Genomic DNA, 21,712 nt, shown 5'->3' with positions numbered 1-21,712 from the left:
AAATAGATTAAAGTGTAGTAAAAGTAAATTTTTGCTGCACTTTTTTATTTAACGAAATCAGTCGAATTTATAAAGCACTATGTCAGACTGAGCGAAGTCGAAACGTCAGACTGAGCGAAGTCGAAGTCTTTTACGGCACTTTTTTGTTTAATGAAATCTGAAAAGTAGTTCCTTTTCCAATTTCAGACTGTAAAACTTTTATTTTTCCGTTATGATATTCTTCAACGATCCTTTTGGTTAAAGAAAGTCCAAGTCCCCAGCCGCGTTTTTTAGTTGTAAAACCGGGTTCGAAAATAGTTTTAAACTGCTTTTTAGAAATTCCTGTTCCGGAGTCTTTTACATTAATTTTTACATGATGTGCATCTTCTTCAATTTGAAGGTCCAGCGTTCCTTTTCCTTTCATCGCATCAATAGCATTCTTTACTAAATTTTCAATAGTCCAGCTGTGCAGTGTAGGGTTTATCATTGCCGGTATACTTTGTTGAGGTGTCCGATAAGAGAAAGTAACCTGCTTTGAAAAACGGGATTGCAGGTATTGATAAGTATTCAAAGTTTCGGTAACAATATCTCTCTCCTCTAAAACAGGAACCGACCCAATTTTAGAAAAGCGGTCTGTGATCGTCTGTAAACGTTCAATATCTTTTTCAATTTCAAAAGTTATAGACGAATCGATTTCTTCTGTCTTTAAAATCTCTACCCAGCCAATTAAAGAGGATAAAGGCGTTCCGATTTGATGTGCCGTTTCTTTTGCCATTCCTGCCCAGAGTTTATTTTGGGTAGCCATTTTGGTACTTCTGTAAAAATTATAAATCAAAGCCCCAAATAAAAAGATAATCAGCAATAAGGCGATGGGGTAATATTTCAGTTTATTAATCAATGCCGAATTCCCATAATACAATTCCTGATGTTTTCCGGGCGCATATTCAATAACGATAGGCTCATTCTCATTTTTCAGATTTTTGAGATAAGATAAGGTGCTTTCGTTATTTTGCAGGACTTCTTCAGGAACATTCACAGAACTAATCACCTTGTCATACATGATAAGCATAACTGGAACTGAGGTATTGTTGTTGATGATTTCAAGCGGTAAATCTAAATCTGTATTTTCATCTGCATTGACCAGTGTCTTTTGTGCATTGGCCCAAAGATTCATTTTTAAGCGTTCTTCGTTTTTAAAGATTTGGAAAAAAGTATAAGTGTTCCAGAGAATCAGGGAAATGATTAAAAAGGAAATGGTAATAATGATCCAACGGGTTGTATTTCTTCTCTCGGAAAAAGACATAAATATTTTTTTGTGGTATAAATATAACGAAATATACACATTTAATATTTTGTGTAACGATAAAGATTTTTTTGTTTTAAAGTCTGAAACTATTTCTTTGGATTAAACGATTTTTCTATTTTTGTAGCTACGGAAATGAGATTCCTTTAAAAAGAAAAATATGATTAGTATTGATCCAAAAGAAATACCAACGGCCAAATTGCAAGGCTATTTACAAAGTGCTGTGGGACCTAGGCCAATTGCATTTGCTAGTACAATTAGTGCTAAGGGAATACCCAATTTGTCCCCATTTAGTTTCTTTAATGTGTTCAGTGCCAATCCGCCAATTTTGGTTTTTTCACCGGCACGACGTGTACGCGACAATACCATAAAGCATACTTTAATTAACGCTGAGGAAACCCGCGAAGTAGTTATAAATGTTGTGAATTATGATTTGGTACAACAGACATCATTAGCCAGTACCGAATATGGTGATGGTGTAAATGAATTTATAAAAGCCGGATTGACACAAGTCCCGTCCGATTTTGTAAAACCTTATCGTGTAAAAGAGTCTCCGGTACAGTTTGAATGTAAAGTCACTCAGATTATTCCGTTGGGAGATCAGGGAGGCGCGGGAAATCTGATTCTTTGTGAAGTGGTTAAGCTTCATATCAGCGAAGCTGTTTTAGATGAAAACGGAGCCATCGATCAGCATAAAATAGATTTGGTTTCAAGATTGGGCAGTAATTGGTATTCCCGATCGAATCAGGGGCTTTTTGAAGTGCCTAAACCCTTGACAACTCTTGGGGTAGGAGTAGATGTAATTCCTGATTTTATTAAAGAAAGTCCTGTTTTTGATGGGAATGATCTTGGAAAATTAGGGAACATTGAAGCCTTGCCTACCACAGAAGAAGTTAGTATATTTGTGAAAGAAAATTTTTCGGTAAAAGGAGTTTTAAGCTCGGACGATCTCGAAAAAGTACATTTGGAAGCCAAAAAATATCTCAATAAAGATGATATTTCATCGGCCTGGAAAGTACTTTTAGCAAAACAATAAGAATAGAAACAATAATTAATATAGAAAGAAGATGGAAGTTACAGGTAAAGTAAAAGTGGTGAACCCAGAGCAACAAGTTAGTGCTGCATTCAAAAAAAGAGAGTTGGTTGTTACCACAGATGAGCAGTATCCACAGCATATTTTGATCGAATTTACGCAAGATAAATGCGATTTATTAAGTAGCTACAAACAAGGTGAGGCAGTAAAAGTTTCTATCAATTTAAGAGGAAGAGAATGGGTTAATCCACAAGGAGAAACCAGATATTTCAATAGTATTCAAGGTTGGAGAATCGAAAGACTGGCACCAGAAGGTCCTGGACAAACGCCTCCAATGCCAGCTGCAGAAGCTTTTGCACCTGCAACTAATTTAAACGAAGACGAACCGGACGATTTACCGTTCTAAGATCGTTTAAACTTCAAAAATAAATTCCAAATTCCAATTCATAAAAGGTGTAATTGGGATTTGGAATTTGTTTTTGTATGAAAATTTAGTGCAGTAGTTTGTCAACTCTGAAAAAGGAAAGGTTGAAACACAATCCTGAAATTTGGAACTTTATAATTGATTTTTTTTAAATGTATTACGTATTTAACGAGTTGTTCTTTCCACCCGTTTCAGAAGCCGATGAAGAAGGAATTCTTGCTATTGGCGGAGACTTAGATCCGGAAAGACTGAAATTGGCTTATCAAAGCGGGATTTTTCCGTGGTTTAATGAAGGAGAGCCTATTCTTTGGTGGTCACCGGATCCCAGAATGGTTTTGTTTTTAGAGGAATTGATTGTGTCAAAAAGCATGCGTAATGTTCTGAATAGAAAACAATTCACGGTTACTTTTAATGAAAGTTTTAGAGAGGTGATTTCGAATTGTCAAAAAATAAAACGGGAAGGACAAGACGGAACCTGGATTTCAAACGAAATGATTGATGCCTATTGTGAACTTAACAAGCAGGGAATCGCAAAATCTGTCGAGGTTTGGCAGGATGACGTTCTCGTGGGAGGTTTGTATGGGATCGATTTGGGTCATGTTTTTTGTGGTGAAAGTATGTTTTCGAAAGTCTCGAATGCATCAAAAGTAGCTTTCATAGCTTTGGTAAATTATTTAAAAGAAGGGAACTACCAACTCTTGGATTGTCAGGTTTACAATTCCCATTTAGAAAGTCTAGGCTGTCGTGAGATTGATCGCGAGGAGTTTATAGCTATCTTAAAAAAGGAATGAAAGAATCTACTTCAACTTGTGTAAAGGATTTTATGAGGACGAGATGGTTGGTTAGAAATTAAGTTTGGTAAAATTCCAGTGTATCGTATTAAAAAGTACCAGTTCATTGTTTAAAGTGGGTAATTCCAAAATTATTTTGAGCGTTTCATGCGCCATCATCGTGCCAATAATTCCGGGTAATGTTCCTAAAACACCATTGAGATTGCAATTCGGAACATCCTTCGGATCCGGCATTTCAGGAAATAAATCGCGTAAATCTTTACTGCCCTTATGGTTAAAAACGGCAATTTGTCCTTCAAACTTTAAGATACTACCATAGACCAAAGTTTTTTGCAGTGCCACACAGGTATCGTTAACCAAATAACGTGTGGTAAAATTATCCGAACCATCAACCACTATATCGTATTGTTCAATAACCTGTCGGGCATTTTCCGGAGTTAATTTTTCGACTATGGCTTCGACTTTTATTAATGGATTGAGTTTCAAAACCACTTCTTTTGCAACAACAGCTTTAAGTTGACCAATTTCTTTCTCGGTATATAAAATTTGCCGGTGAAGATTATGGATCTCGATAGTGTCAAAGTCCATAATACCAATAAAACCAACTCCCGCTGTAGCAATATATTGTAAAATGGGACAGCCTAAACCGCCGGCACCAATTACTAAAACTTTGGCCTTTTTAAGTTTCTCCTGACCTTCGTCACCAATTTCGGGAAGAATGGTTTGCCTGTTGTAGCGTAAAAATTCCTGTATAATGCTCATTGTAATTTAAGTCTTAAAGTTAGAAAGTCAAAAGTTAAAAGTCAAAAGTTAAAAGTCAAAAGTTAGAATTGAAGTAAAAGAATTTACTTTAAGACTTTAGACTTTCCTCTTTATGACTATATATTTTGTCCCAGTCTTTCCAGACAGGTTCATAGCCTGAATTCGTTATAATTTGTGCAATTTCTTTGGCAGAACGTTCGTCGCTGATTTCGAATTGCTCGAGAGATTGCGGATCAACAACATAACCACCGGGATTGGTTTTAGAGCCCGCACTCATACTGGTCACACCGATAGGGATAATATGGTTTCTGAATTTCTCATTCTCACGTGTCGAGATTGAAATTTCCAAATCCTCATTCCACAAACGATAGGCACAAATGAGTTGTGTCAGATCTTTATCGTCCATAATAAAATTTGGTTCAATAATGCCTTCTGCCGGGCGGAGTCTTGGAAAGGAAACCGAATATTTAGTCTGCCAGTATTTTTTTTGAAGATAATCCAGATGTAACGCATTAAAAAAGCTGTCGGTTCGCCAGTCTTCCAGCCCCAGTAAAACCCCCAATCCCATTTTATGAATTCCGGCTGTACCAATACGGTCAGGTGTTTCGAGTCTATAATCAAAATTTGATTTTTTGCCTTTCGTATGGTATTTTTTATATACTTCCTGATGGTAGGTCTCCTGATATACCAAAACCGAATAAACACCAGCCTGATGCAAACGTTCATAATCTTCGGTTGAAAGCGGTTGGACTTCCACAGAAATAATAGAGAATTCTTTACGTATTAAGGCAATTGCATTTAGGAAGTAATTAATGTTTACGGTATAATTAGCCTCACCAGTCACCAATAAAACATGGTCAAAACCAATCTCTTTTAAAGCTTCTACTTCAATTTTTATCTCAGCATCAGAGAGGGTTTTTCGTTTGATTTTATTGTCTAAACTAAATCCGCAATAGGTGCAAATGTTTTGGCATTCGTTGCTGAGATATAAAGGAGCATACATTTGTATGGTTTTGCCAAAACGTTTTTTGGTAATTTCATGGCATTTTTGTGCCATCTGCTCCAGATAGTTTTGTGCAGCAGGAGAAATCAGAGCTAAAAAATCATCGAGATTTCGTTTGGTTTTAAACAAAGAGTGTTCTACATCTTTTGATGTGGTTTGATATATTTTAGATTGAATAGTATTCCAATCATAATTCTCAAAAACCGATTTGAATGTTTTCATAGTTTTTAACCGCAAAGTGCGCGGAGTTTTACGCAAGGTTTGCAAAGCTTTGCGTTCTTAGCGCTTTTCTTTGCGAACTTTGCGGTTAAATGGTTTAGTCTACTCATATAAAAAAGAGGTCAAAGGACTTGAAGCCATGGCATAATTTTGTTGAGGAGCAATTTTAGCTTCAAAGGCTTTCCGGCCCGCGATTACCGCTTCTTTAAAGGCTTCGGCCATTAATGTCGGATTTCCGGCAACTGCTATTGCGGTATTAACCAAAACAGCATCTGCACCCATTTCCATTGCTTTTGCAGCATCAGACGGAGATCCGATTCCGGCATCGACGATTACGGGAACATTACTTTGTTCGATAATAATCTCTAAAAAATCAATCGTTTTTAAACCCTTATTACTTCCAATCGGGGAGCCTAAGGGCATAACAGCGGTTGTTCCGGCACTCTCCAAATGTTTGCATAAAACGGGATCGGCATGGATGTACGGTAGGATAAAAAAACCAAGTTTAGCGAGTTCTTCTGTCGCTTTTAAAGTTTCTATCGGATCGGGCATCAGATATTTCGGATCCGGATGAATTTCAAGTTTCAGCCAGTTTGTTTCTAGTGCTTCTCTCGCTAATTGTGCAGCGAAAACGGCCTCTTTAGCGTTTCGTGCTCCCGATGTATTGGGTAATAAATGAATGTTTGGATGATTTAAGTGTGTTAAAATAGCATCCGTTTCGGTTTCGAGATCGATACGTTTCAGTGCTACAGTGACCAACTCACTTTCTGATGCCAAAATAGCATTCTCCATTTCCAGATTCGAACCAAATTTTCCTGTTCCTAAAAATAGACGGGAGGTTAAGGTTTTATCTCCTATGTTAAACAATGACGTTTGCATATAACTTTTCGTTTAATTGTTGAATGAGTTTTTCTTTTTGATTACTTTCTGTAAGCATTCCGGAGATCGCAATTCCATGAATCCCTGTTTCCATTAAAGGAGCGACATCGTTCAGAGTGATTCCTCCAATGGCATAAACAGGAATCTCCAGTTTATTGCGTTTTAGATTCTGAATAATTTTAAAATAACCTGACAATCCCAGAATTGGACTTAGTTTTTCTTTGGTTGTTGTAAAACGAAAGGGCCCCAAACCAATATAATCGCAGCCGTTTTTGATGTGATTTTCAATGTCTTCATAAGTGTTGGCTGTTGCTCCTATGATTTTAGTATTTCCGAGTATTGCCCTTGCTTCATCAATTTTCATGTCTGATAGTCCGAGATGAACTCCGTCTGCGGCGATTTGCTGAGTGAGATACAGATTGTCGTTTACAATAAAATTAGCGAGATACTCTTCACATAAAAATTTTACTGCTTCCGCCAGAGTAAAAGTGTCTTTTTCAGTTTGATTTTTAAAACGGAGCTGTACCCAATCGCAGCCGGCATCTAAAGCCTCATGGATATTATACAGCTGTTCTTCTATTGTTCTTCCCTGCGAGATATATTGTAATTTATGATACATAATGATGTCCGATTAAGGTTGGAGTGGAATTCAGGTATTTTTCTATGTAGGTTTTCGCATTCCTGCAAGATCCTTCCAGAGATTGATTCCGTGTAAGATTTGCAGCTATTGCAGCCGATAATACACAGCCTGAACCATGTTTTGCGAAGCATTTTTTATCAGAAGGCAGAAGATCGATGATTTCGTCTTTCAGAAACAAACGATCAGTTCCGGTTGCCGAAGGATGATGTCCGCCTTTTAATAGAATGTTTGTTGGAATTTTATTCTGAAACTCAAGTTGATTAAGAATAAAACCCGGAAACAGTATTTCAATTTCGTTGTAATTAGGCGTAATTAAATCAATTTTTGACAACGTAGGATTCAATTCTAAACGATCTTCAATACTCATAAATTCAAATTGTGTTGACGATTTTAAAACCGGGTCCCAAACGATTAAAGTGCCAGGGGATATTCTTTTTATGGTTGAAAGAATGTGGTTCAGATAATTCAAAGACGGAATAATTCCAATTTTGACCGCACTAATTTTATAACGATCAAAAAAGGTTTCAATAGAACGAATCACAAAACTCAAATCAGTCCATTGAATTTCAATAAATTGATCTTCCGTTTGAATGGTATTGGAGGTTAAAATGCCAAATCCAGTAACATGATGCTGTTCAAATGTTTTGACATCTGCCAAAACACCGGCACCTCCCGAGGGATCAAAACCTGCTATCGAAAGTGCGATTGGACGATTTGCTGACATAATTTGAATTGTTTTATAGGGTTTTCATTTTTCCAAATACTTCCTAAAAGAGCGACATCATCAAAGCCATTTTCGAGCGTTTTTTGGATGTTTTTAGTATCAATTCCTCCTAAAGCGATAACTTTAGTCCTGTGATTTGTTCTTGAGTTTAAAGCTTCAAACAGGTTTGTCTTTGGATGATAATCTTCTTTGGAAATACTTTTAAATACAGGACTTAAGAAAGCATAGTTGAATGCAGATGATAAGGAATTGAAATCTTCAATTGAATGCGTTGCTGTCGAAAATGATTTTCCTTCTGAAGAAATTAAAGTGTTGTCTTTTCTTTCCTTTTCCGAAAAATGAATTCTGTTAATTCCAAAATCTTCTGCCAGAATAGGATGGTTGTGCAGAACCAATTTGTTTCTGTTCTCTAATTTTATTTGATGAATAAATGTTGCCATTTCAATTTCGGAAAAATCAGGTTTCCTGATATGAAGCAAAGCCAATCCTTCTTCAAATAAAGAATCCAGAATGCTGATTTCATTTGATATAGCGGAAGGATTGGTAATTACGATCATAGAGGAGTGATTAGTGATTAGTGATTAGTGATTAGTGATTAGTGATTAGTGATTAGTGATTAGTGATTAGTGATTAGTGATTAGTTGTTTTTCGATTTTATTCGGTAGAGTAAGGCTAAGGACTAGTAACTAATCACTAAAGACCAATATGTGTGCTTATATGTAAATCTCTTTCCCCTGTTCAATAAACTCTTCTGATTTCTCCTGCATGCCTTTTTCGGCCGCGGCTACATCACGAATTTCCTGAGAGATCTTCATAGAGCAGAATTTAGGACCACACATTGAACAAAAATGAGCGACTTTTGCACCATCGGCAGGAAGGGTTTCATCGTGAAACTCTCTGGCCGTATCAGGGTCAAGGGCTAAATTGAACTGGTCTTCCCAACGGAATTCAAAACGGGCCTTACTTAAAGCATTGTCGCGGTATTGTGCTCCCGGATGACCTTTGGCAAGATCGGCAGCATGTGCTGAAATTTTATAGGTGATTACACCATCTTTCACATCTTTTTTGTTAGGTAAACCAAGGTGTTCCTTTGGAGTAACATAACACAACATCGCGCAGCCGTACCAGCCAATCATTGCGGCTCCAATGGCAGAGGTAATGTGGTCGTAACCCGGTGCAATGTCTGTCGTTAGTGGGCCTAAAGTATAAAAAGGTGCTTCATGACAATGTTCCAGTTGTTTGTCCATATTTTCTTTAATCATGTGCATCGGAACGTGACCGGGACCTTCAATGAAAACCTGAACATCGTGTTTCCAGGCAATTTTAGTTAATTCTCCCAGGGTCTCCAGTTCTGCAAATTGAGCGGCATCGTTAGCATCTGCAATAGAACCCGGGCGTAAACCATCCCCAAGAGAAAAAGCCACGTCATATTGTTTCATGATTTCGCAGATTTCCTCAAAATGAGTGTACAAAAAGTTTTCTTTATGGTGAAACAAGCACCATTTGGCCATGATAGATCCGCCACGCGAAACAATTCCGGTAACGCGATCGGCAGTCAAATGAATATAACGTAACAGTACTCCGGCATGAATCGTAAAATAAGAAACACCTTGCTCAGCCTGTTCAATTAAAGTGTCGCGAAAAACTTCCCAGGTTAAATCTTCGGCAATTCCTTTTACTTTTTCTAAAGCCTGATAAATCGGAACGGTACCGATTGGAACAGGAGAGTTACGGATAATCCACTCTCGGGTTTCGTGAATGTTTTTACCTGTTGATAAGTCCATAATCGTATCTGCACCCCAACGGCAAGCCCAGACTGCTTTCTCTACTTCTTCTTCAATACTCGAAGTCACGGCGCTATTGCCAATGTTAGCGTTTATCTTAACCAGAAAGTTGCGACCAACGATCATAGGCTCACTTTCAGGATGATTAATGTTGTTGGGGATAATGGCTCTTCCGCAGGCTACTTCGCTGCGAACAAATTCGGGAGTGATTTTACTTTTAGGGGTGTTAGCTCCAAAACTATGACCGCCGTGCTGACATTGCATCGCTTTGGTTTGTTCGTTTAAAAGCTCTATTCGTTGGTTCTCACGAATAGCAATATATTCCATCTCAGGAGTGATAATGCCTTGTTTGGCGTAATATAATTGTGAAACATTAGCGCCCTTTTTAGCTCTTTTAGGCTGATGTAAATACTCAAATCGAAGATGATTTAAGCTCTCATCGCGTAATCGGCTTTGTCCGTAATCTGAAGTGATTTCATTCAGAATTTCGACATCATTTCGGTCTAAAATCCATTGTTCTCTTAGTCTTGGAAGACCTTTTCTAATATCGATTTCAATATTAGGATCGGTATAGGGACCTGAGGTATCATAAACCGTTACGGGAGGATTTTTTTCAATTCCGCCATTTGAAAGTTTGGTGTCACTTAGATGAATCTCGCGCATGGCCACTTTGATGGGGTGTATTTCTCCGTTGATGTAAACTTTTTTAGAATTAGGAAACGGGGTTCTGGAAATTTGTTCTTCTGTAGTCATAGCTTGTAGTTGTATTTTGTGAGATGTGAAATGTAAAATGTAAGAGGTGAAAATGTAATTGTCGATTGTAGAGGGGCACAGCAGTGCGTCTACTTCTTACTTGACAATTGGAATTTGGGTTTTGGGATTTGAAAAATTGAAATTTCATCCTCCTTGTGTAGCAGAAATAATTAGAATTTCGTCAGTTTCGGATACAAGTTGTTCGTTCCAGTTGGATTTTGGAACAACAGTATTGTTGATAGCAACGGCGATTCCGTTTTGTTTGTTGGGAATTTCGAGATCGAGCAATGACTGAATGCTTAACGATTCAGCATCGAATTTTTTGATTTGTTGGTTGATTTTTAGTTCCATTCCTTTAAGTTTAGTATGTAGTTATACTTTAGGAATGGCTACAATCGCGCATAGAAATGCGCGCAGAAGTCATCTTACTTTTCCCTACGCTAGTGTGAGCTAGATCAGGTTCAGAGGGTAAAATCTCAGCCTGCAAAATTGCAGACACCCCTAAAGTGTGAAGCAAATATAATGTTTTTTTTAAAGTTTTCAGTTTTCAGTCGCAGTTTTCAGTCTTTCACTTAAAAACATCAGGTTTTATAAACTGAAAACTGCGACTGCGACTGAGATCGTGACTAAAACTATTTCCCCTTTCGGACAAAGCAGTCTTCAACATGATCGTTAACCATTCCTGTAGCCTGCATATGAGCGTAAATCACGGTTGATCCGACAAACTTGAAGCCTCTTTTTTTTAAATCTTTACTAATTTCGTCCGAAATTGGAGTAGTAGCAGGGACGTCTTTTAATGTTCTTGGGTTGTTGTCGATCGGTTTTCCGTTGACAAATTTCCAAATATAGTCAGAGAAAGTGCCAAATTCTTCCTGTACTTTCAGGAATGCCTGTGCGTTTGAAACAGTAGCACGAATTTTAAGTTTGTTGCGAACAATTCCCGTATCCTGTAGCAAAGACTCTATTTTTTCTTCCGGATATTGGGCTATTTTTTTATAATCGAAATGATCAAAAGCGGTTCTGAAATTCTCTCTTTTATTGAGGATGGTAATCCAGCTTAGACCAGCCTGAAAGGTTTCCAGAATTAAAAATTCGAATATAGACGGATCATCATAAATAGGAACACCCCATTCTTCATCATGATATTTTTTATATAAATCACTGGAAGAACACCAGCCGCAGCGTACTAGATTTTTACTCTCCATTGTTTAAGTGTTTGGATTTTTCGTGTTCAGGATCTTTGTCTAAATATTTCTTAATCAGGTGATGTCCTGCATAAATAGCCGGTGTCAGTAAAACCGCTACGGATAGTTTGAAAATGTAACCTGTTAATCCTGATGAAATAAAAGTATCGAAATCAATTTTTCCGGGTAACCAAAAGGCAATTCCAAGTACGATAAAAGAATCAAACAATTGTGAGATTACAGTTGATCCTGTGGTTCTGAGCCATATTTTTCGCTCTCCGGTACGTCTTTTGAAAAACCAAAAGATCCAGACATCAATCAGCTGAGAAGCCATAAAGGCAATTAAACTACCTACGATGATCCACATACTTTGTCCAAAAACCGCCTTAAATTGTTCGTCATTAACAGGGCTGATTCCTTTGGCGGCGGGTATCACAATAGCCATAAATAAGATCAGAAACGCATAAGCAATTAAACAGGCTGTTATAAAGGACAGTTTTTTGACTCCTTTTTCACCAAAATATTCATTGATTAAATCGGTTGTTAGAAAGACAATCGGCCAGGGTAAAATACCAATGCTCATTACAAATGGTCCAATCTGGATTAATTTTCCTCCAATAAGTTCGGCTACAACAGCATTGGTTATAAAGATGCCAGCCAGAATTACAAAAACAATTTCTCTACGGGTTTTAAACATGTGGTTCGGTTAATGATGTTTCAAATTTAAACTATTTCTCTATAACTTTTTAGCGGAATATTTAAATTAAAGGGTAGTTTTTAGAGGATTCCAAAGTTAAAATTTCCAAATGAATACTGATTTTTAGTTACATTTGGAATGATAACCTAATTTTAAAACAAATCAACGATAATGAAAAAATTAATGACAATTTTTCTCATGGGAACAACCTTATTTGCGGCTAACGCACAGACCATCCCGGACAATCCGCTGGTTCAAAAATGGACAGGTCCCTACGGCGGTGTCCCTGCTTTTAATGAGTATAAAGTTTCGCAGTTTAAACCGGCAATTGAATTTGCGATTCAGGAAAAACTAAACCAAATAGAGGCTATTGCTAACAATCCAAAAGCGCCAACTTTTGATAATACGATTGCTGCTATGGAGCGTTCAGGGGAAACAATGGACAGGATTTCTACTGTTTACGGAATTTACAGATCTAATTTAAGCAGTCCGGAATTTAGTGCTATTGACAGAGAAATGTCTCCTAAGTTCTCTGAGTTTAGTGATAAAATCAATCAGAATAAAAAGCTTTTTACAAGAGTTGAAACGCTCTATAATTCTAAAGAGAGTAAAAAACTAACCAAGGAACAACAGCGTCTGATCTGGTTGTATTATACAAATTTTGTTCGTCAGGGAGCAAAGTTAAATGAAGCGGATAAAGAGAAAGTGGCCGCGATAAATAAAGAGCTGGCGTCACTTTTTACCCGTTTTAGTCAGAACTTATTGGCGGAAGAACAAAATCAATATGTGGAATTGAAAACAGAAAGTGATTTTGACGGACTGCCTGAAGAGGTTAAGAAAGCAGCTATTGCTGAAGCTAAAGACAGAAAACTGAATGTTATGGGGTGTATTGCTAATACACGTTCATCAATTGAGCCATTCCTGACTTTCTCGACACGCAGAGATTTAAGGGAAAAAGCATTTGATATTTTTGTAAAACGTGGTGATAATGGAAATGCGAATGATAACAATTCGACATTGGTTTCTATTTTAGAATTACGAACGAAAAAAGCTAAATTATTAGGTTTCCCTACTTTTGCCCATTGGAGTTTATCGAACAAAATGGCAAAGGATCCTCAGAAAACTTTAGATTTAATGCTTTCTGTATGGGAACCTGCAGTTGAAAAAGTGCGTGAAGATGTAGCAGAAATGCAAAAGATTGTAGATGCAGAAGGAGGTAAATTCAAAATTCAGCCATGGGATTACCGTTATTATGCTGAAAAAGTTAGAAAAGCGAAGTACGATTTAGATCAGAATGAAGTTAAACCGTATTTACAGTTGGAAAAATTAAGAGAAGGAATGTTTTGGGTAGCGGGCGAATTGTTTAATTTGAATTTTAAGCAAATCACAAATGTGCCGGTTTATCATCCTGACGTTCGTGTTTGGGAAGTAAGTAATAAATTGACAGGTAAAACAGTTGGTTTATGGTATTTTGACCCTTATGCGCATGCAGGCAAACGTTCAGGAGCCTGGATGAACGCCTATCGCAATCAGGAGCGAATGGATGGAGAGGTGTTGACGATTGTGTCTAACAACTGTAACTTTGTAAAAGGAGCTCCAAACGAGCCTATTTTAATCTCCTGGGAAGATGCTTCAACTTTGTTTCATGAGTTTGGACACGCGCTTCACGGATTGTGTTCAAATGTAACTTATCCAAGTTTAGCAGGAACTTCTGTAGCTCGTGATTATGTTGAGTTCCCTTCTCAATTATTAGAGCATTGGTTAGCGACTCCGGAAGTACTAAACAAGTTTGCATTACATTACAAAACGGGTGAGCCATTACCGAAAGCTTTGGTTGACAGAATTGAAAGAGCAGCTAATTTTGGGGAAGGTTTTTCAACTGTAGAAACTATTTCGAGCTCTTTGATTGATATGAAGCTTCATTTGGCTACCACTACTATTGATCCTCATAAATTTGAAAAAGAGACTTTAGATGCACTTCATATGCCGTCAGAAATTGTAATGCGTCATAGAATTCCGCAATTTGGACATATCTTTTCAGGAGATGGTTATTCAGCAGGATATTACAGTTATTTATGGGCAGACGTGATCAATGCTGATGCCTGGGAAGCTTTTACAGAAGGAAAAGGGGCTTATGATAAAGCAGTAGCAAAACGTCTTTACGAAAGTGTTTTTAGTGTTGGAAACACGATTGATCAGGAGAAAGCCTATGAAAACTTTAGAGGAAGAGCTCCGAAATCAGATGCTTTGATGAGAGCCAGAAATTTTCCGATCAAGAAGTAAATAGTTAGATTTGGAATGTGAAATGTAAAAGGTGCGATGGAATTAGAGGAAAACTTGAGGTTTACGAAATAATCGAGTTGCTCTGAAGATGAAATAGATTCAGGGCACTATTCTAACTTTCTCACCTTTTACATCTCACATCTCACAAATAAACATTTCGCATAAAAAAAAGCCCGAATAAATTAATATTCGGGCTTTTTAAATATTGAAATAATATATTAACCTAAAGTAACTCTTTTGAAACCTGTGATCTCAACGTTGAATCCTTTAACGTAATCACCAACTTTTTTACTGTCATCTTTGATGAAGTTTTGATCTAGTAATGCTTTTTCTTGATCTAAAGTAGTGTTGTCAGAAATGAAACGTTGAACTTTTCCAGGGATAATTTTGTCCCAAATTTGCTCTGGTTTACCTTCAGCTTTTAATTCAGCTTTAGCATCTTCTTCAGCTTGTTTTAAAACTTCTTCAGTTAATTGAGAGAAAGAGATGTATTTAGGAACATTTTTTAAAGTTTTTCCTAAACGTTTTGCTTCTTCATTATCTTTTTCGATTACAGCAATACGAGCAGCAAGTTCAGATTCAACGAAAGCAGGATCAAAATCTTTGTAAGATAATGTATCAGCTCCCATAGAAGCAACTTGCATAGAAACATCTTTAGTTAAAACGTCAGCGTTAGGAATTGCAGTAGAAATTGCAGTTAATGCAGCAATTTTGTTAACGTGAACATAAGATCCAACGAAAGCACCTTCTAAAATTTCAAAACCACCGATTTCGATTTTCTCACCGATAACACCAGTTTGCTCGATTAATTTTTCAGCAACAGTAATTCCATTGAAATCTGAAGCTAAAAATTCTTCTTTAGAAGAGAAGTTGATCGCTTTTTCAACTAAATCTTTAGCTAAAGTTACGAAAGCTTCATTTTTACCTACGAAGTCAGTTTCACAGTTTAAAGTGATGATAGCTCCTTTAGTGTTGTCTGCATTAATAAAAGAAACAGCAGCTCCTTCAGAAGACTCACGGTCAGAACGGTTAGCAGCAACTTTTTGTCCTTTTTCTCTAAGGATTTGTATAGCTTTATCGAAATCTCCTTCAGCTTCAACTAAAGCTTTTTTACAGTCCATCATTCCGGCACCTGTAGATTGTCTTAATTTATTTACGTCTGCAGCAGTAATTGTTGCCATAATATTTTGAATTTTAATGTTAAAAGTAAAAATTCCATCTTCTAAATCCCAAACTCCAATTTTATTAAATTATCAACATAACGTTTTTAATTTTGTATTTGGAATTTGGAATTTAAAAATTGGAATTTAAAATTTGATTTATTCTTCAGTTGCAGGAGCAGCCTCAGCCTCAGCAGCAGGAGCAGCTTCTTCAGCTACTTCAACTTCTTTTTCAGAACCTCTGTCAGAAAGACCTTCGATTACTGCAGTAGTCACTAAAGATAAAATTTTGTCAATTGATTTAGAAGCATCATCATTTGCTGGAATTACGTAATCAACCTCTCTTGGGTCAGAATTCGTATCAACCATTGCGAAAACTGGAATGTTTAATTTTTGTGCTTCTTTTATTGCGATATGTTCAGCTTTGATATCTACTACGAACAATGCTGCAGGTAGTCTAGACATATCAGCGATTGAACCTAAGTTTTTCTCTAATTTAGCACGTAAACGATCAACTTGCAAACGCTCTTTTTTAGATAACGTCATGAAAGTACCATCTTTCTTCATTTTATCGATAGAAGACATTTTTTTAACTGCCTTTCTGATAGTTACGAAGTTCGTTAGCATTCCACCTGGCCATCTTTCAGTGATGTAAGGCATGTTTGCAGCTTTTGCTTTATCAGCAACGATGTCTTTTGCTTGTTTTTTGGTAGCTACGAATAAGATTTTTCTACCTGATGCAGCGATTTTTTTCAAAGCTTCATTAGCTTCTTCAATTTTAGCTGCAGTTTTATATAGATTGATAATGTGAATACCATTACGCTCCATATAAATGTAAGGAGCCATGTTTGGATCCCATTTTCTAGTCATGTGTCCGAAGTGAACACCTGCTTCTAGTAATTCTTTTACTTCTATTTTGTTTGCCATTTTTGTACTAGTTTACGTTCTGTTGATTAGCAATGTGTCTTTTTGGATTTTAGATTTTAGATTTTAGATTTTTAGATTTTTCAATCTTTCAACCTTTTTAATCTTTCAATCTTTATAATCGCTTAACCCATTTAGATGCTAAACTATTTCCTACCTCGATAGGAGAGCAACAACAACTGTGTTTTTTAATTTCAATAAATAATTGATAGTGTCCTGTACCAAATGTACAAGACAGGTAATATTAACGTTTAGAGAATTGGAATCTCTTACGAGCTTTCTTCTGACCGAATTTCTTACGTTCAACCATTCTTGGATCTCTTGTTAATAAACCTTCTGGTTTCAAGATAGCTCTGTTTTCGATGTTCACTTCACACATTACACGTGCTAATGCCATTCTTACAGCTTCTGCCTGACCAGTTGAACCACCTCCGTAAACGTTTACTTTTACATCAAAGTTACTAGCATTTTCCGTCATAGATAATGGTTGTAAAACTTTGTATTGTAAAGTTGCAGTTGGAAAGTAAGTTGCGAATTCTTTTTTGTTTACAGTGATTTTTCCTGTTCCTTCAGAAACATATACACGTGCAACAGCGGTTTTTCTTCTACCGATTTTGTGAATAACTCCCATTACTTAAGATCGTTTAGGTTAACAGTTCTAGGTTTTTGAGCTCCGTGAGTATGCTCAGCACCTACAACAACATTTAGATTTCTAAAAAGTTCAGCTCCTAATTTGTTTTTAGGTAACATTCCTTTTACAGCTTTTTCTACTAATAATGCAGGATTTTTAGATTGCAATACTTTAGCAGTTAAAGTTCTTTGTCCTCCTGGGTAACCTGTATGACGCATGTAAATTTTGTCATTCATTTTTGTACCTGTAAGGTTAATTTTTTCTGAGTTGATAACAATTACGTTATCTCCACAGTCAACGTGCGGTGTGTAACTTGGTTTGTACTTACCTCTTAAGATCATTGCAACCTTTGAAGCAAGACGTCCTAAGTTATGACCTTCAGCGTCAACAACAATCCACTCTTTAGTTACAGTGGCTTTGTTAGCTGAAACCGTTTTGTAGCTTAATGCGTCCATAATATTATTTTAATTAAACATTCCATCCCCAATAAAGGGGATGCAAAAGTACAATTAATTATTTTAAAACCAAATACCTGAAAAGAATATTTTATCTGCTGAAAATCAGCGCATCAGTTTTCAATTTTAAACTATAAAAAAAAACCACCTTCACAAGTAGTGTAAAGATGGTTCAATATTTAGAATTATTTGTACTAAACAATAAATATATTTGCAATATCAACGACCTGTTGTGTGGTAAGTGGTTCATCATAAGCTTCTGATCCTGCAGAAGCTCCAAAAGCAGCTGCGGTATTGAATCCTGCCTGTACAGTAACGCCTTCGCCATCATAGACCGCTTGTGTTGCGGCGGGCATTCCTGCACCTCTCTCACTGTTAGAAATCCATCCTTTTAATCCTCTTAAGCGTCGTACTTCAGAAGCATGACGGGCTTCTACAGAGTGAATTTGTAATGCGGCAGTCAATAAATCAGGTGTAGTGATTAAATTTGCTGCCTGACCTTTGTAGGCTCTAACGCCCGTGTCTTCAAAGGCTTGTGCTAATGCTAAAAAGGTTGGGTAGTCATGAAACGGGTCAAAAGCTCCTCCAACGGTAAAGTCAAAAGTAGGTTTAGCCACAAAGTTTGCACTTGCTGGTCCGCCCAGTCCCGCAATCAAAAACTTAACGTGGTCAGATTCATGCGCAGCTATTTGTTCAAAAACTTTTCGATCTCTTCCTCCATTTTCTGATGCCGGAATTACTCCGGAATCTAATGCCATAGCATAAAATTCGTTTTCCAGATATTCTAAAGTTAAGGCAAATTGCAAGGCTCCAATAGGAGTTGCAGGAGTTGCGGTAATGTCTTTTGCTAATGCTTTATTGGCCATTGCGGATAATCCGAAAGGGATTGATGCATAAGCCAGTGTTTTTCCAATACTTCCAAACTGATTAAAACTGTCTCTTCTTGAACCAGTGCTTCTCATCAAGCTATCATCAGTAAACGTTTCTATAAATTTTAAAATATTCATAATTTCTAAGTTTTAGCTTGTTAAGATTAAGGTAAATATTTGGCTGTGAATTTTGTGGTAATGAAGCCTCCTGCAATTGGTAGAATTTTTGAAGGATCCTGAGCAACATCCAAACCGGTGCTTGCGTTTACAATATCATCTCCGGCAAAATCCTTAGAGTTAGGATTGATTAAGCTTCTGATGGCTGAGGCATGTCTGGCTTCTACCGAAACAATTTTTCCGGCTAAAAGTAAATAATCAGCACTTTTGATTAGTTTTCCTGCTCCGTTATAAGCAGCAACTCCGGTATCTTCAAGAGCTTTTGCTGTGGCAAGAACCTCAGTACGGCTGTTGAAATTTAAAGAACCATAATTAAAAGCCAAGGAGGGAAGCAGTTGCGAACTTGGGTCAGGAAGCGCTCCGGTTAAAGCAGCCTTGAAAAAATCCCTGTGAATTACTTCATGATGATACAAATCTGTTAATACCTGGCGTTCGATAGGATTAAAAGTGACATTAAAGCTTGTTGAGTTTACGACTTTAGTATAAAAATCGGCTTCCAGCTGTTCCAGAGCATACGCATAGGTCAGTACTCCAAAATCACCGGACCCTAAATCAAAAACTCCGTTTCTGATTCCGGGCAATGTAGTGTCTTCCATATCATCGTCATTGTCATTATCGCTACACCCGGCCATAAGAAGGCCTGCGCCAACTAATGTAAGGCCGCTGAGCTTTAGAAAGCTCCTTCTGTTGTTCAATGAAGGGTCAACTTCATGAATTTTAACTTCGTTTTTCATAATCAAGGATTTTAAAAGGTTAAAAGCATGTATTCAGGTATTAACGAAATTTTAAGGCTTACGGTTTTGAAAAAGAAGTTAATTTTAAAAAACACTCTGAAATTTTAAATAGGATAACGTGTTTTTTGTTTTATTTTAGGTAATTCTACTATATTTGTATTAATTACATAAAATTTATTTTTAAATGAAAGCTAAAGCAACTCTAAAGCAAATTGCGAAGGAACTCGGTGTTTCTGTATCTACTGTTTCTAAGGCATTAAATGATAGCCCGGAGATCAGTGAGCAAACAAAGGTGAAGATTAAGGAGTATGCCAAACTCAAAAATTATAAACCGAATGTTATTGGTTTGAATTTAAAGAATCGTAAAACTAAAACAATAGGTGTAATTATACCTAATATACTAAACTCCTTTTTTGCAAAGGTTTTTAGTGGTATTGAAAAAGTAGCCGATAAAAAAGGATATAATGTAATTACTTGTATTTCGAACGAATCTCTGGAAAAAGAAGTTCATACGCTTGAAATGTTAAGCAACGGAACGATTGACGGATTTATATTGTCAGTATCTGAAGAAGCGCAAAAATTAGAAGATTATGGTCATTTTTCGGCGATCATTGCTGATGGAACACCTATTGTGATGTTTGACAGAATAGCTGATGGAGTAGAATGTGACAAAGTAATAGTCGACGATTTTGATTCTGCTTTAAATTCAACACAGCATTTAATTGATTTGGGATGTAAAAATATTGCTCTGATTTCATCCGTAGACAATTTAAGTGTTGGGAAATTAAGAGCCGACGGTTACTTAAAAGCATTAGCAGACAATAATATTCCGGTAAACGAGAATATAATTCTTCGTACCGATTCTGAAGAAGATATGAAGAGTAAAATTGATGGCATTTTTGAACATAAAATAGATGCAATTTTTGCTTTGGATGAAAATGATTCAGTGGCCGCATTACGGGTAAGTCTGAAAAAAGGATATAAGGTTCCTGAAGATATTTCAATTATAGGTTTTGCCGATGGAATTTTAGCTTCAAGACGTTTGTCGCCAAGTTTAACAACAGTAAGTCAGCACGGAATTGAGATTGGAGAGGTCGCTGCCAAAAGACTAATTCAAAGATTAGAAGAGCCGGAAGGAGAAACATCAGACTATGAAACAATCGTTATCAAAACAAAACTGAAAGAACGAGAGTCTACAAGAAAAGCTTAATAAACAAAAAACCATCAGCCGCAACTGATGGTTTTTTTATTTTGATTTGAAAAAAAATTAATTTATGCAGATGTATCCTGTGTAATAATTACTGTAATTCGGGGCAATGTAAAACTTTAAAGGACAAATCATCATAGATTTTTGAAAAGTTTTCCTGGATGATCAGGCAGGTGCCGCCTGTTCGGCAGATCTTAAACGGAAAGACAGTCTTTTATATGAGAAATACAGATGTGCTTTGGGGTGTAAAAAGCAGTGTGTAACGAGTATTGTTGTGAGGGCAACCGCGCACAAAGCCCAATGACAGACGCATTGCCTTATGAGTAAGGTTCGACTTGCAGAAAGTACTTCAGATCGTAATTTGTACCGGTTAACAGAAAAGGAATGTCGGGCATGCAGGTGAGTTCTAGTTAGGGAATCTGCTGACTTATAGTGTGACTTTTATGCCCAAAGTAAGGTAAGTAATGAAAAATAGTTTGCAATACCCGATGTGTGAACTGACTCTGCGGATGAGTTTGTAGTAGAGGTATAGAGGAAAGAAAGAAGTTATGACATAGAAAAAAAACGAAGCAGTTGAAGGGGAGCGCTTAATCCAAAACAGCAGCTAAAATGTATTTGTATCAAAGCATCGATGATTTTGTTCGTCCCAATTTCCGATCTCTGTTTTCGTGCAGTATATCAGTGAACCGGTAAAGGTTGTAACAGATAAAAAGTTAGGATGAATTCCTTTGGAGGTAAATATATATCAAACAAATCTCCTCTTCCAGAAGAAAGAGCTTCAGGGAGTCGCATATCCTCATTCATTATATCATGAAAAGAACGATTCCTGCTATAAGTAAAAAGCAATCAGAAAGTTATGCCAAAAAGAAACATTGAACTATAAGTAAAATAAAATTGGTATTATTTTGATGGATTTTCTTGCAAGATAAGCCACTCCCAACACAAGAACACGATTTTTTAGGATAACATTCAATAGATGCAAGATATTTACTTGCGTATTTGTTTTAATTAACATTAAAATTCTTATAAATTGATTTGAAATTTCATAAAGTTATTTATATTTGCCAATAATGAAAGTTTTTTACTACATAAAAAAT

Annotated in this window: 22 protein-coding genes and 1 riboswitch; of the genes, 5 read left to right on the top strand and 17 right to left on the bottom strand. The window is 36.7% G+C overall.

Features of this window, described 5'->3' with window-relative positions; genetic code table 11:
- Window positions 1-130 precede the first annotated feature (130 nt).
- Complete coding sequence (locus tag JO950_RS08290) at window positions 131-1,282, bottom strand: PAS domain-containing sensor histidine kinase (protein ID WP_202702217.1); 1,152 nt, start codon at window positions 1,280-1,282, stop codon at window positions 131-133.
- A 160-nt stretch (window positions 1,283-1,442) separates the two neighbouring features.
- Between JO950_RS08290 and JO950_RS08285 the strand changes: the two genes are divergently transcribed.
- From JO950_RS08285 to aat, 3 genes are all read left to right on the top strand, one after another.
- Window positions 1,443-2,318: a flavin reductase family protein gene (locus JO950_RS08285; RefSeq protein WP_017497966.1), complete on the top strand. Its 876-nt coding sequence runs from the start codon at window positions 1,443-1,445 to the stop codon at window positions 2,316-2,318.
- Window positions 2,319-2,349: 31 nt separating this feature from the next.
- Window positions 2,350-2,721, top strand: a complete 372-nt coding sequence (locus JO950_RS08280; protein ID WP_017497965.1) for a DUF3127 domain-containing protein — start codon at window positions 2,350-2,352, stop codon at window positions 2,719-2,721.
- 170 nt (window positions 2,722-2,891) lie between these two features.
- Window positions 2,892-3,530 carry a leucyl/phenylalanyl-tRNA--protein transferase gene (aat, locus tag JO950_RS08275; protein WP_202702216.1) on the top strand — a complete coding sequence of 213 codons (639 nt, stop codon included), beginning with the start codon at window positions 2,892-2,894 and terminating at the stop codon, window positions 3,528-3,530.
- A gap of 51 nt (window positions 3,531-3,581) precedes the next feature.
- On the opposite strand, the gene JO950_RS08270 is transcribed toward aat, so the two are convergent.
- The 10 genes from JO950_RS08270 to JO950_RS08225 form a co-directional block, all read right to left on the bottom strand.
- A complete protein-coding gene (locus JO950_RS08270) occupies window positions 3,582-4,292 on the bottom strand; it encodes a HesA/MoeB/ThiF family protein (RefSeq protein WP_202702215.1) in 711 nt (236 codons plus the stop codon).
- An 88-nt stretch (window positions 4,293-4,380) separates the two neighbouring features.
- Window positions 4,381-5,517 (bottom strand): 2-iminoacetate synthase ThiH, encoded by a 1,137-nt coding sequence (thiH, locus tag JO950_RS08265; protein WP_202702214.1) that lies wholly within the window; start codon window positions 5,515-5,517, stop codon window positions 4,381-4,383.
- Between the two features lie 99 nt (window positions 5,518-5,616).
- Window positions 5,617-6,393 carry a thiazole synthase gene (locus tag JO950_RS08260; RefSeq protein ID WP_305038650.1) on the bottom strand — a complete coding sequence of 259 codons (777 nt, stop codon included), beginning with the start codon at window positions 6,391-6,393 and terminating at the stop codon, window positions 5,617-5,619.
- Complete coding sequence (locus tag JO950_RS08255) at window positions 6,374-7,012, bottom strand: thiamine phosphate synthase (RefSeq protein ID WP_202702213.1); 639 nt, start codon at window positions 7,010-7,012, stop codon at window positions 6,374-6,376. The genes JO950_RS08260 and JO950_RS08255 overlap by 20 nt, the downstream gene beginning before the upstream one ends.
- Complete coding sequence (locus JO950_RS08250) at window positions 7,002-7,757, bottom strand: hydroxymethylpyrimidine/phosphomethylpyrimidine kinase (RefSeq protein WP_202702212.1); 756 nt, start codon at window positions 7,755-7,757, stop codon at window positions 7,002-7,004. The genes JO950_RS08255 and JO950_RS08250 overlap by 11 nt, the downstream gene beginning before the upstream one ends.
- Window positions 7,724-8,314: a thiamine phosphate synthase gene (locus tag JO950_RS08245; protein ID WP_202702211.1), complete on the bottom strand. Its 591-nt coding sequence runs from the start codon at window positions 8,312-8,314 to the stop codon at window positions 7,724-7,726. Before JO950_RS08245 ends, JO950_RS08250 begins: the two co-directional genes overlap by 34 nt.
- 156 nt (window positions 8,315-8,470) lie before the next feature.
- Complete coding sequence (thiC, locus tag JO950_RS08240; RefSeq protein WP_202702210.1) at window positions 8,471-10,294, bottom strand: phosphomethylpyrimidine synthase ThiC; 1,824 nt, start codon at window positions 10,292-10,294, stop codon at window positions 8,471-8,473.
- Window positions 10,295-10,438: 144 nt separating this feature from the next.
- A complete protein-coding gene (gene thiS, locus JO950_RS08235; protein ID WP_202702209.1) occupies window positions 10,439-10,645 on the bottom strand; it encodes a sulfur carrier protein ThiS in 207 nt (68 codons plus the stop codon).
- A 64-nt stretch (window positions 10,646-10,709) separates the two neighbouring features.
- Window positions 10,710-10,807, bottom strand: a riboswitch (TPP riboswitch).
- Window positions 10,808-10,926: 119 nt separating this feature from the next.
- Window positions 10,927-11,499, bottom strand: a complete 573-nt coding sequence (locus tag JO950_RS08230) for a DNA-3-methyladenine glycosylase I (protein ID WP_202702208.1) — start codon at window positions 11,497-11,499, stop codon at window positions 10,927-10,929.
- Window positions 11,489-12,175 carry a queuosine precursor transporter gene (locus tag JO950_RS08225; protein ID WP_202702207.1) on the bottom strand — a complete coding sequence of 229 codons (687 nt, stop codon included), beginning with the start codon at window positions 12,173-12,175 and terminating at the stop codon, window positions 11,489-11,491. The genes JO950_RS08230 and JO950_RS08225 overlap by 11 nt, the downstream gene beginning before the upstream one ends.
- A 183-nt stretch (window positions 12,176-12,358) precedes the next feature.
- Here JO950_RS08225 and JO950_RS08220 point away from each other — a divergent pair, with 183 nt between their 5' ends.
- The gene (locus tag JO950_RS08220; protein ID WP_237732319.1) at window positions 12,359-14,458 is read left to right on the top strand and encodes a M3 family metallopeptidase; all 2,100 of its coding nucleotides are present in this window, start codon (window positions 12,359-12,361) and stop codon (window positions 14,456-14,458) included.
- Between the two features lie 218 nt (window positions 14,459-14,676).
- Here JO950_RS08220 and tsf read toward each other — a convergent pair whose 3' ends face one another.
- The 6 genes from tsf to JO950_RS08190 form a co-directional block, all read right to left on the bottom strand.
- Window positions 14,677-15,639, bottom strand: coding sequence for a translation elongation factor Ts (gene tsf, locus JO950_RS08215; RefSeq protein ID WP_202702205.1), 963 nt, complete (start codon window positions 15,637-15,639; stop codon window positions 14,677-14,679).
- A gap of 138 nt (window positions 15,640-15,777) precedes the next feature.
- Window positions 15,778-16,545 carry a 30S ribosomal protein S2 gene (gene rpsB / locus JO950_RS08210; protein WP_017497948.1) on the bottom strand — a complete coding sequence of 256 codons (768 nt, stop codon included), beginning with the start codon at window positions 16,543-16,545 and terminating at the stop codon, window positions 15,778-15,780.
- Between the two features lie 241 nt (window positions 16,546-16,786).
- Window positions 16,787-17,173 (bottom strand): 30S ribosomal protein S9, encoded by a 387-nt coding sequence (gene rpsI / locus JO950_RS08205; protein ID WP_017497947.1) that lies wholly within the window; start codon window positions 17,171-17,173, stop codon window positions 16,787-16,789.
- Complete coding sequence (gene rplM / locus JO950_RS08200; RefSeq protein WP_017497946.1) at window positions 17,173-17,628, bottom strand: 50S ribosomal protein L13; 456 nt, start codon at window positions 17,626-17,628, stop codon at window positions 17,173-17,175. Before rplM ends, rpsI begins: the two co-directional genes overlap by 1 nt.
- A gap of 194 nt (window positions 17,629-17,822) precedes the next feature.
- Window positions 17,823-18,635: a ferritin-like domain-containing protein gene (locus tag JO950_RS08195; RefSeq protein ID WP_202702204.1), complete on the bottom strand. Its 813-nt coding sequence runs from the start codon at window positions 18,633-18,635 to the stop codon at window positions 17,823-17,825.
- A gap of 26 nt (window positions 18,636-18,661) precedes the next feature.
- On the bottom strand, window positions 18,662-19,408 hold the full coding sequence (locus JO950_RS08190) for a ferritin-like domain-containing protein (RefSeq protein ID WP_017497944.1): 747 nt from the start codon (window positions 19,406-19,408) through the stop codon (window positions 18,662-18,664).
- A gap of 184 nt (window positions 19,409-19,592) precedes the next feature.
- On the opposite strand from JO950_RS08190, the gene JO950_RS08185 reads away from it, so the two are divergent.
- A complete protein-coding gene (locus JO950_RS08185) occupies window positions 19,593-20,618 on the top strand; it encodes a LacI family DNA-binding transcriptional regulator (RefSeq protein ID WP_202702203.1) in 1,026 nt (341 codons plus the stop codon).
- Window positions 20,619-21,712 lie beyond the last annotated feature (1,094 nt).

It is taken from the genome of Flavobacterium sp. UGB4466 (genome assembly GCF_903469665.1).
Classification (GTDB): domain Bacteria; phylum Bacteroidota; class Bacteroidia; order Flavobacteriales; family Flavobacteriaceae; genus Flavobacterium; species Flavobacterium lipolyticum.
This window is presented reverse-complemented; position numbering and strand designations above follow the sequence as displayed.

What these genes read in the sequence shown, in the direction of transcription:
- JO950_RS08270 (WP_202702215.1), bottom strand. Translation starts at nt 4,292, where the DNA reads ATGAGCATTATACAGGAATTTTTACGCTACAACAGGCAAACCATTCTT.
- JO950_RS08195 (WP_202702204.1), bottom strand. Translation starts at nt 18,635, where the DNA reads ATGAATATTTTAAAATTTATAGAAACGTTTACTGATGATAGCTTGATG.
- JO950_RS08190 (WP_017497944.1), bottom strand. Translation starts at nt 19,408, where the DNA reads ATGAAAAACGAAGTTAAAATTCATGAAGTTGACCCTTCATTGAACAAC.
- rpsI (WP_017497947.1), bottom strand. Translation starts at nt 17,173, where the DNA reads ATGGGAGTTATTCACAAAATCGGTAGAAGAAAAACCGCTGTTGCACGT.
- JO950_RS08230 (WP_202702208.1), bottom strand. Translation starts at nt 11,499, where the DNA reads ATGGAGAGTAAAAATCTAGTACGCTGCGGCTGGTGTTCTTCCAGTGAT.
- thiS (WP_202702209.1), bottom strand. Translation starts at nt 10,645, where the DNA reads ATGGAACTAAAAATCAACCAACAAATCAAAAAATTCGATGCTGAATCG.
- thiH (WP_202702214.1), bottom strand. Translation starts at nt 5,517, where the DNA reads ATGAAAACATTCAAATCGGTTTTTGAGAATTATGATTGGAATACTATT.
- JO950_RS08250 (WP_202702212.1), bottom strand. Translation starts at nt 7,757, where the DNA reads ATGTCAGCAAATCGTCCAATCGCACTTTCGATAGCAGGTTTTGATCCC.
- aat (WP_202702216.1), top strand. Translation starts at nt 2,892, where the DNA reads ATGTATTACGTATTTAACGAGTTGTTCTTTCCACCCGTTTCAGAAGCC.
- JO950_RS08285 (WP_017497966.1), top strand. Translation starts at nt 1,443, where the DNA reads ATGATTAGTATTGATCCAAAAGAAATACCAACGGCCAAATTGCAAGGC.
- JO950_RS08220 (WP_237732319.1), top strand. Translation starts at nt 12,359, where the DNA reads ATGACAATTTTTCTCATGGGAACAACCTTATTTGCGGCTAACGCACAG.
- tsf (WP_202702205.1), bottom strand. Translation starts at nt 15,639, where the DNA reads ATGGCAACAATTACTGCTGCAGACGTAAATAAATTAAGACAATCTACA.
- JO950_RS08280 (WP_017497965.1), top strand. Translation starts at nt 2,350, where the DNA reads ATGGAAGTTACAGGTAAAGTAAAAGTGGTGAACCCAGAGCAACAAGTT.
- rpsB (WP_017497948.1), bottom strand. Translation starts at nt 16,545, where the DNA reads ATGGCAAACAAAATAGAAGTAAAAGAATTACTAGAAGCAGGTGTTCAC.
- rplM (WP_017497946.1), bottom strand. Translation starts at nt 17,628, where the DNA reads ATGGACGCATTAAGCTACAAAACGGTTTCAGCTAACAAAGCCACTGTA.
- JO950_RS08290 (WP_202702217.1), bottom strand. Translation starts at nt 1,282, where the DNA reads ATGTCTTTTTCCGAGAGAAGAAATACAACCCGTTGGATCATTATTACC.
- JO950_RS08245 (WP_202702211.1), bottom strand. Translation starts at nt 8,314, where the DNA reads ATGATCGTAATTACCAATCCTTCCGCTATATCAAATGAAATCAGCATT.
- JO950_RS08225 (WP_202702207.1), bottom strand. Translation starts at nt 12,175, where the DNA reads ATGTTTAAAACCCGTAGAGAAATTGTTTTTGTAATTCTGGCTGGCATC.
- JO950_RS08255 (WP_202702213.1), bottom strand. Translation starts at nt 7,012, where the DNA reads ATGTATCATAAATTACAATATATCTCGCAGGGAAGAACAATAGAAGAA.
- JO950_RS08260 (WP_305038650.1), bottom strand. Translation starts at nt 6,393, where the DNA reads ATGCAAACGTCATTGTTTAACATAGGAGATAAAACCTTAACCTCCCGT.
- thiC (WP_202702210.1), bottom strand. Translation starts at nt 10,294, where the DNA reads ATGACTACAGAAGAACAAATTTCCAGAACCCCGTTTCCTAATTCTAAA.
- JO950_RS08185 (WP_202702203.1), top strand. Translation starts at nt 19,593, where the DNA reads ATGAAAGCTAAAGCAACTCTAAAGCAAATTGCGAAGGAACTCGGTGTT.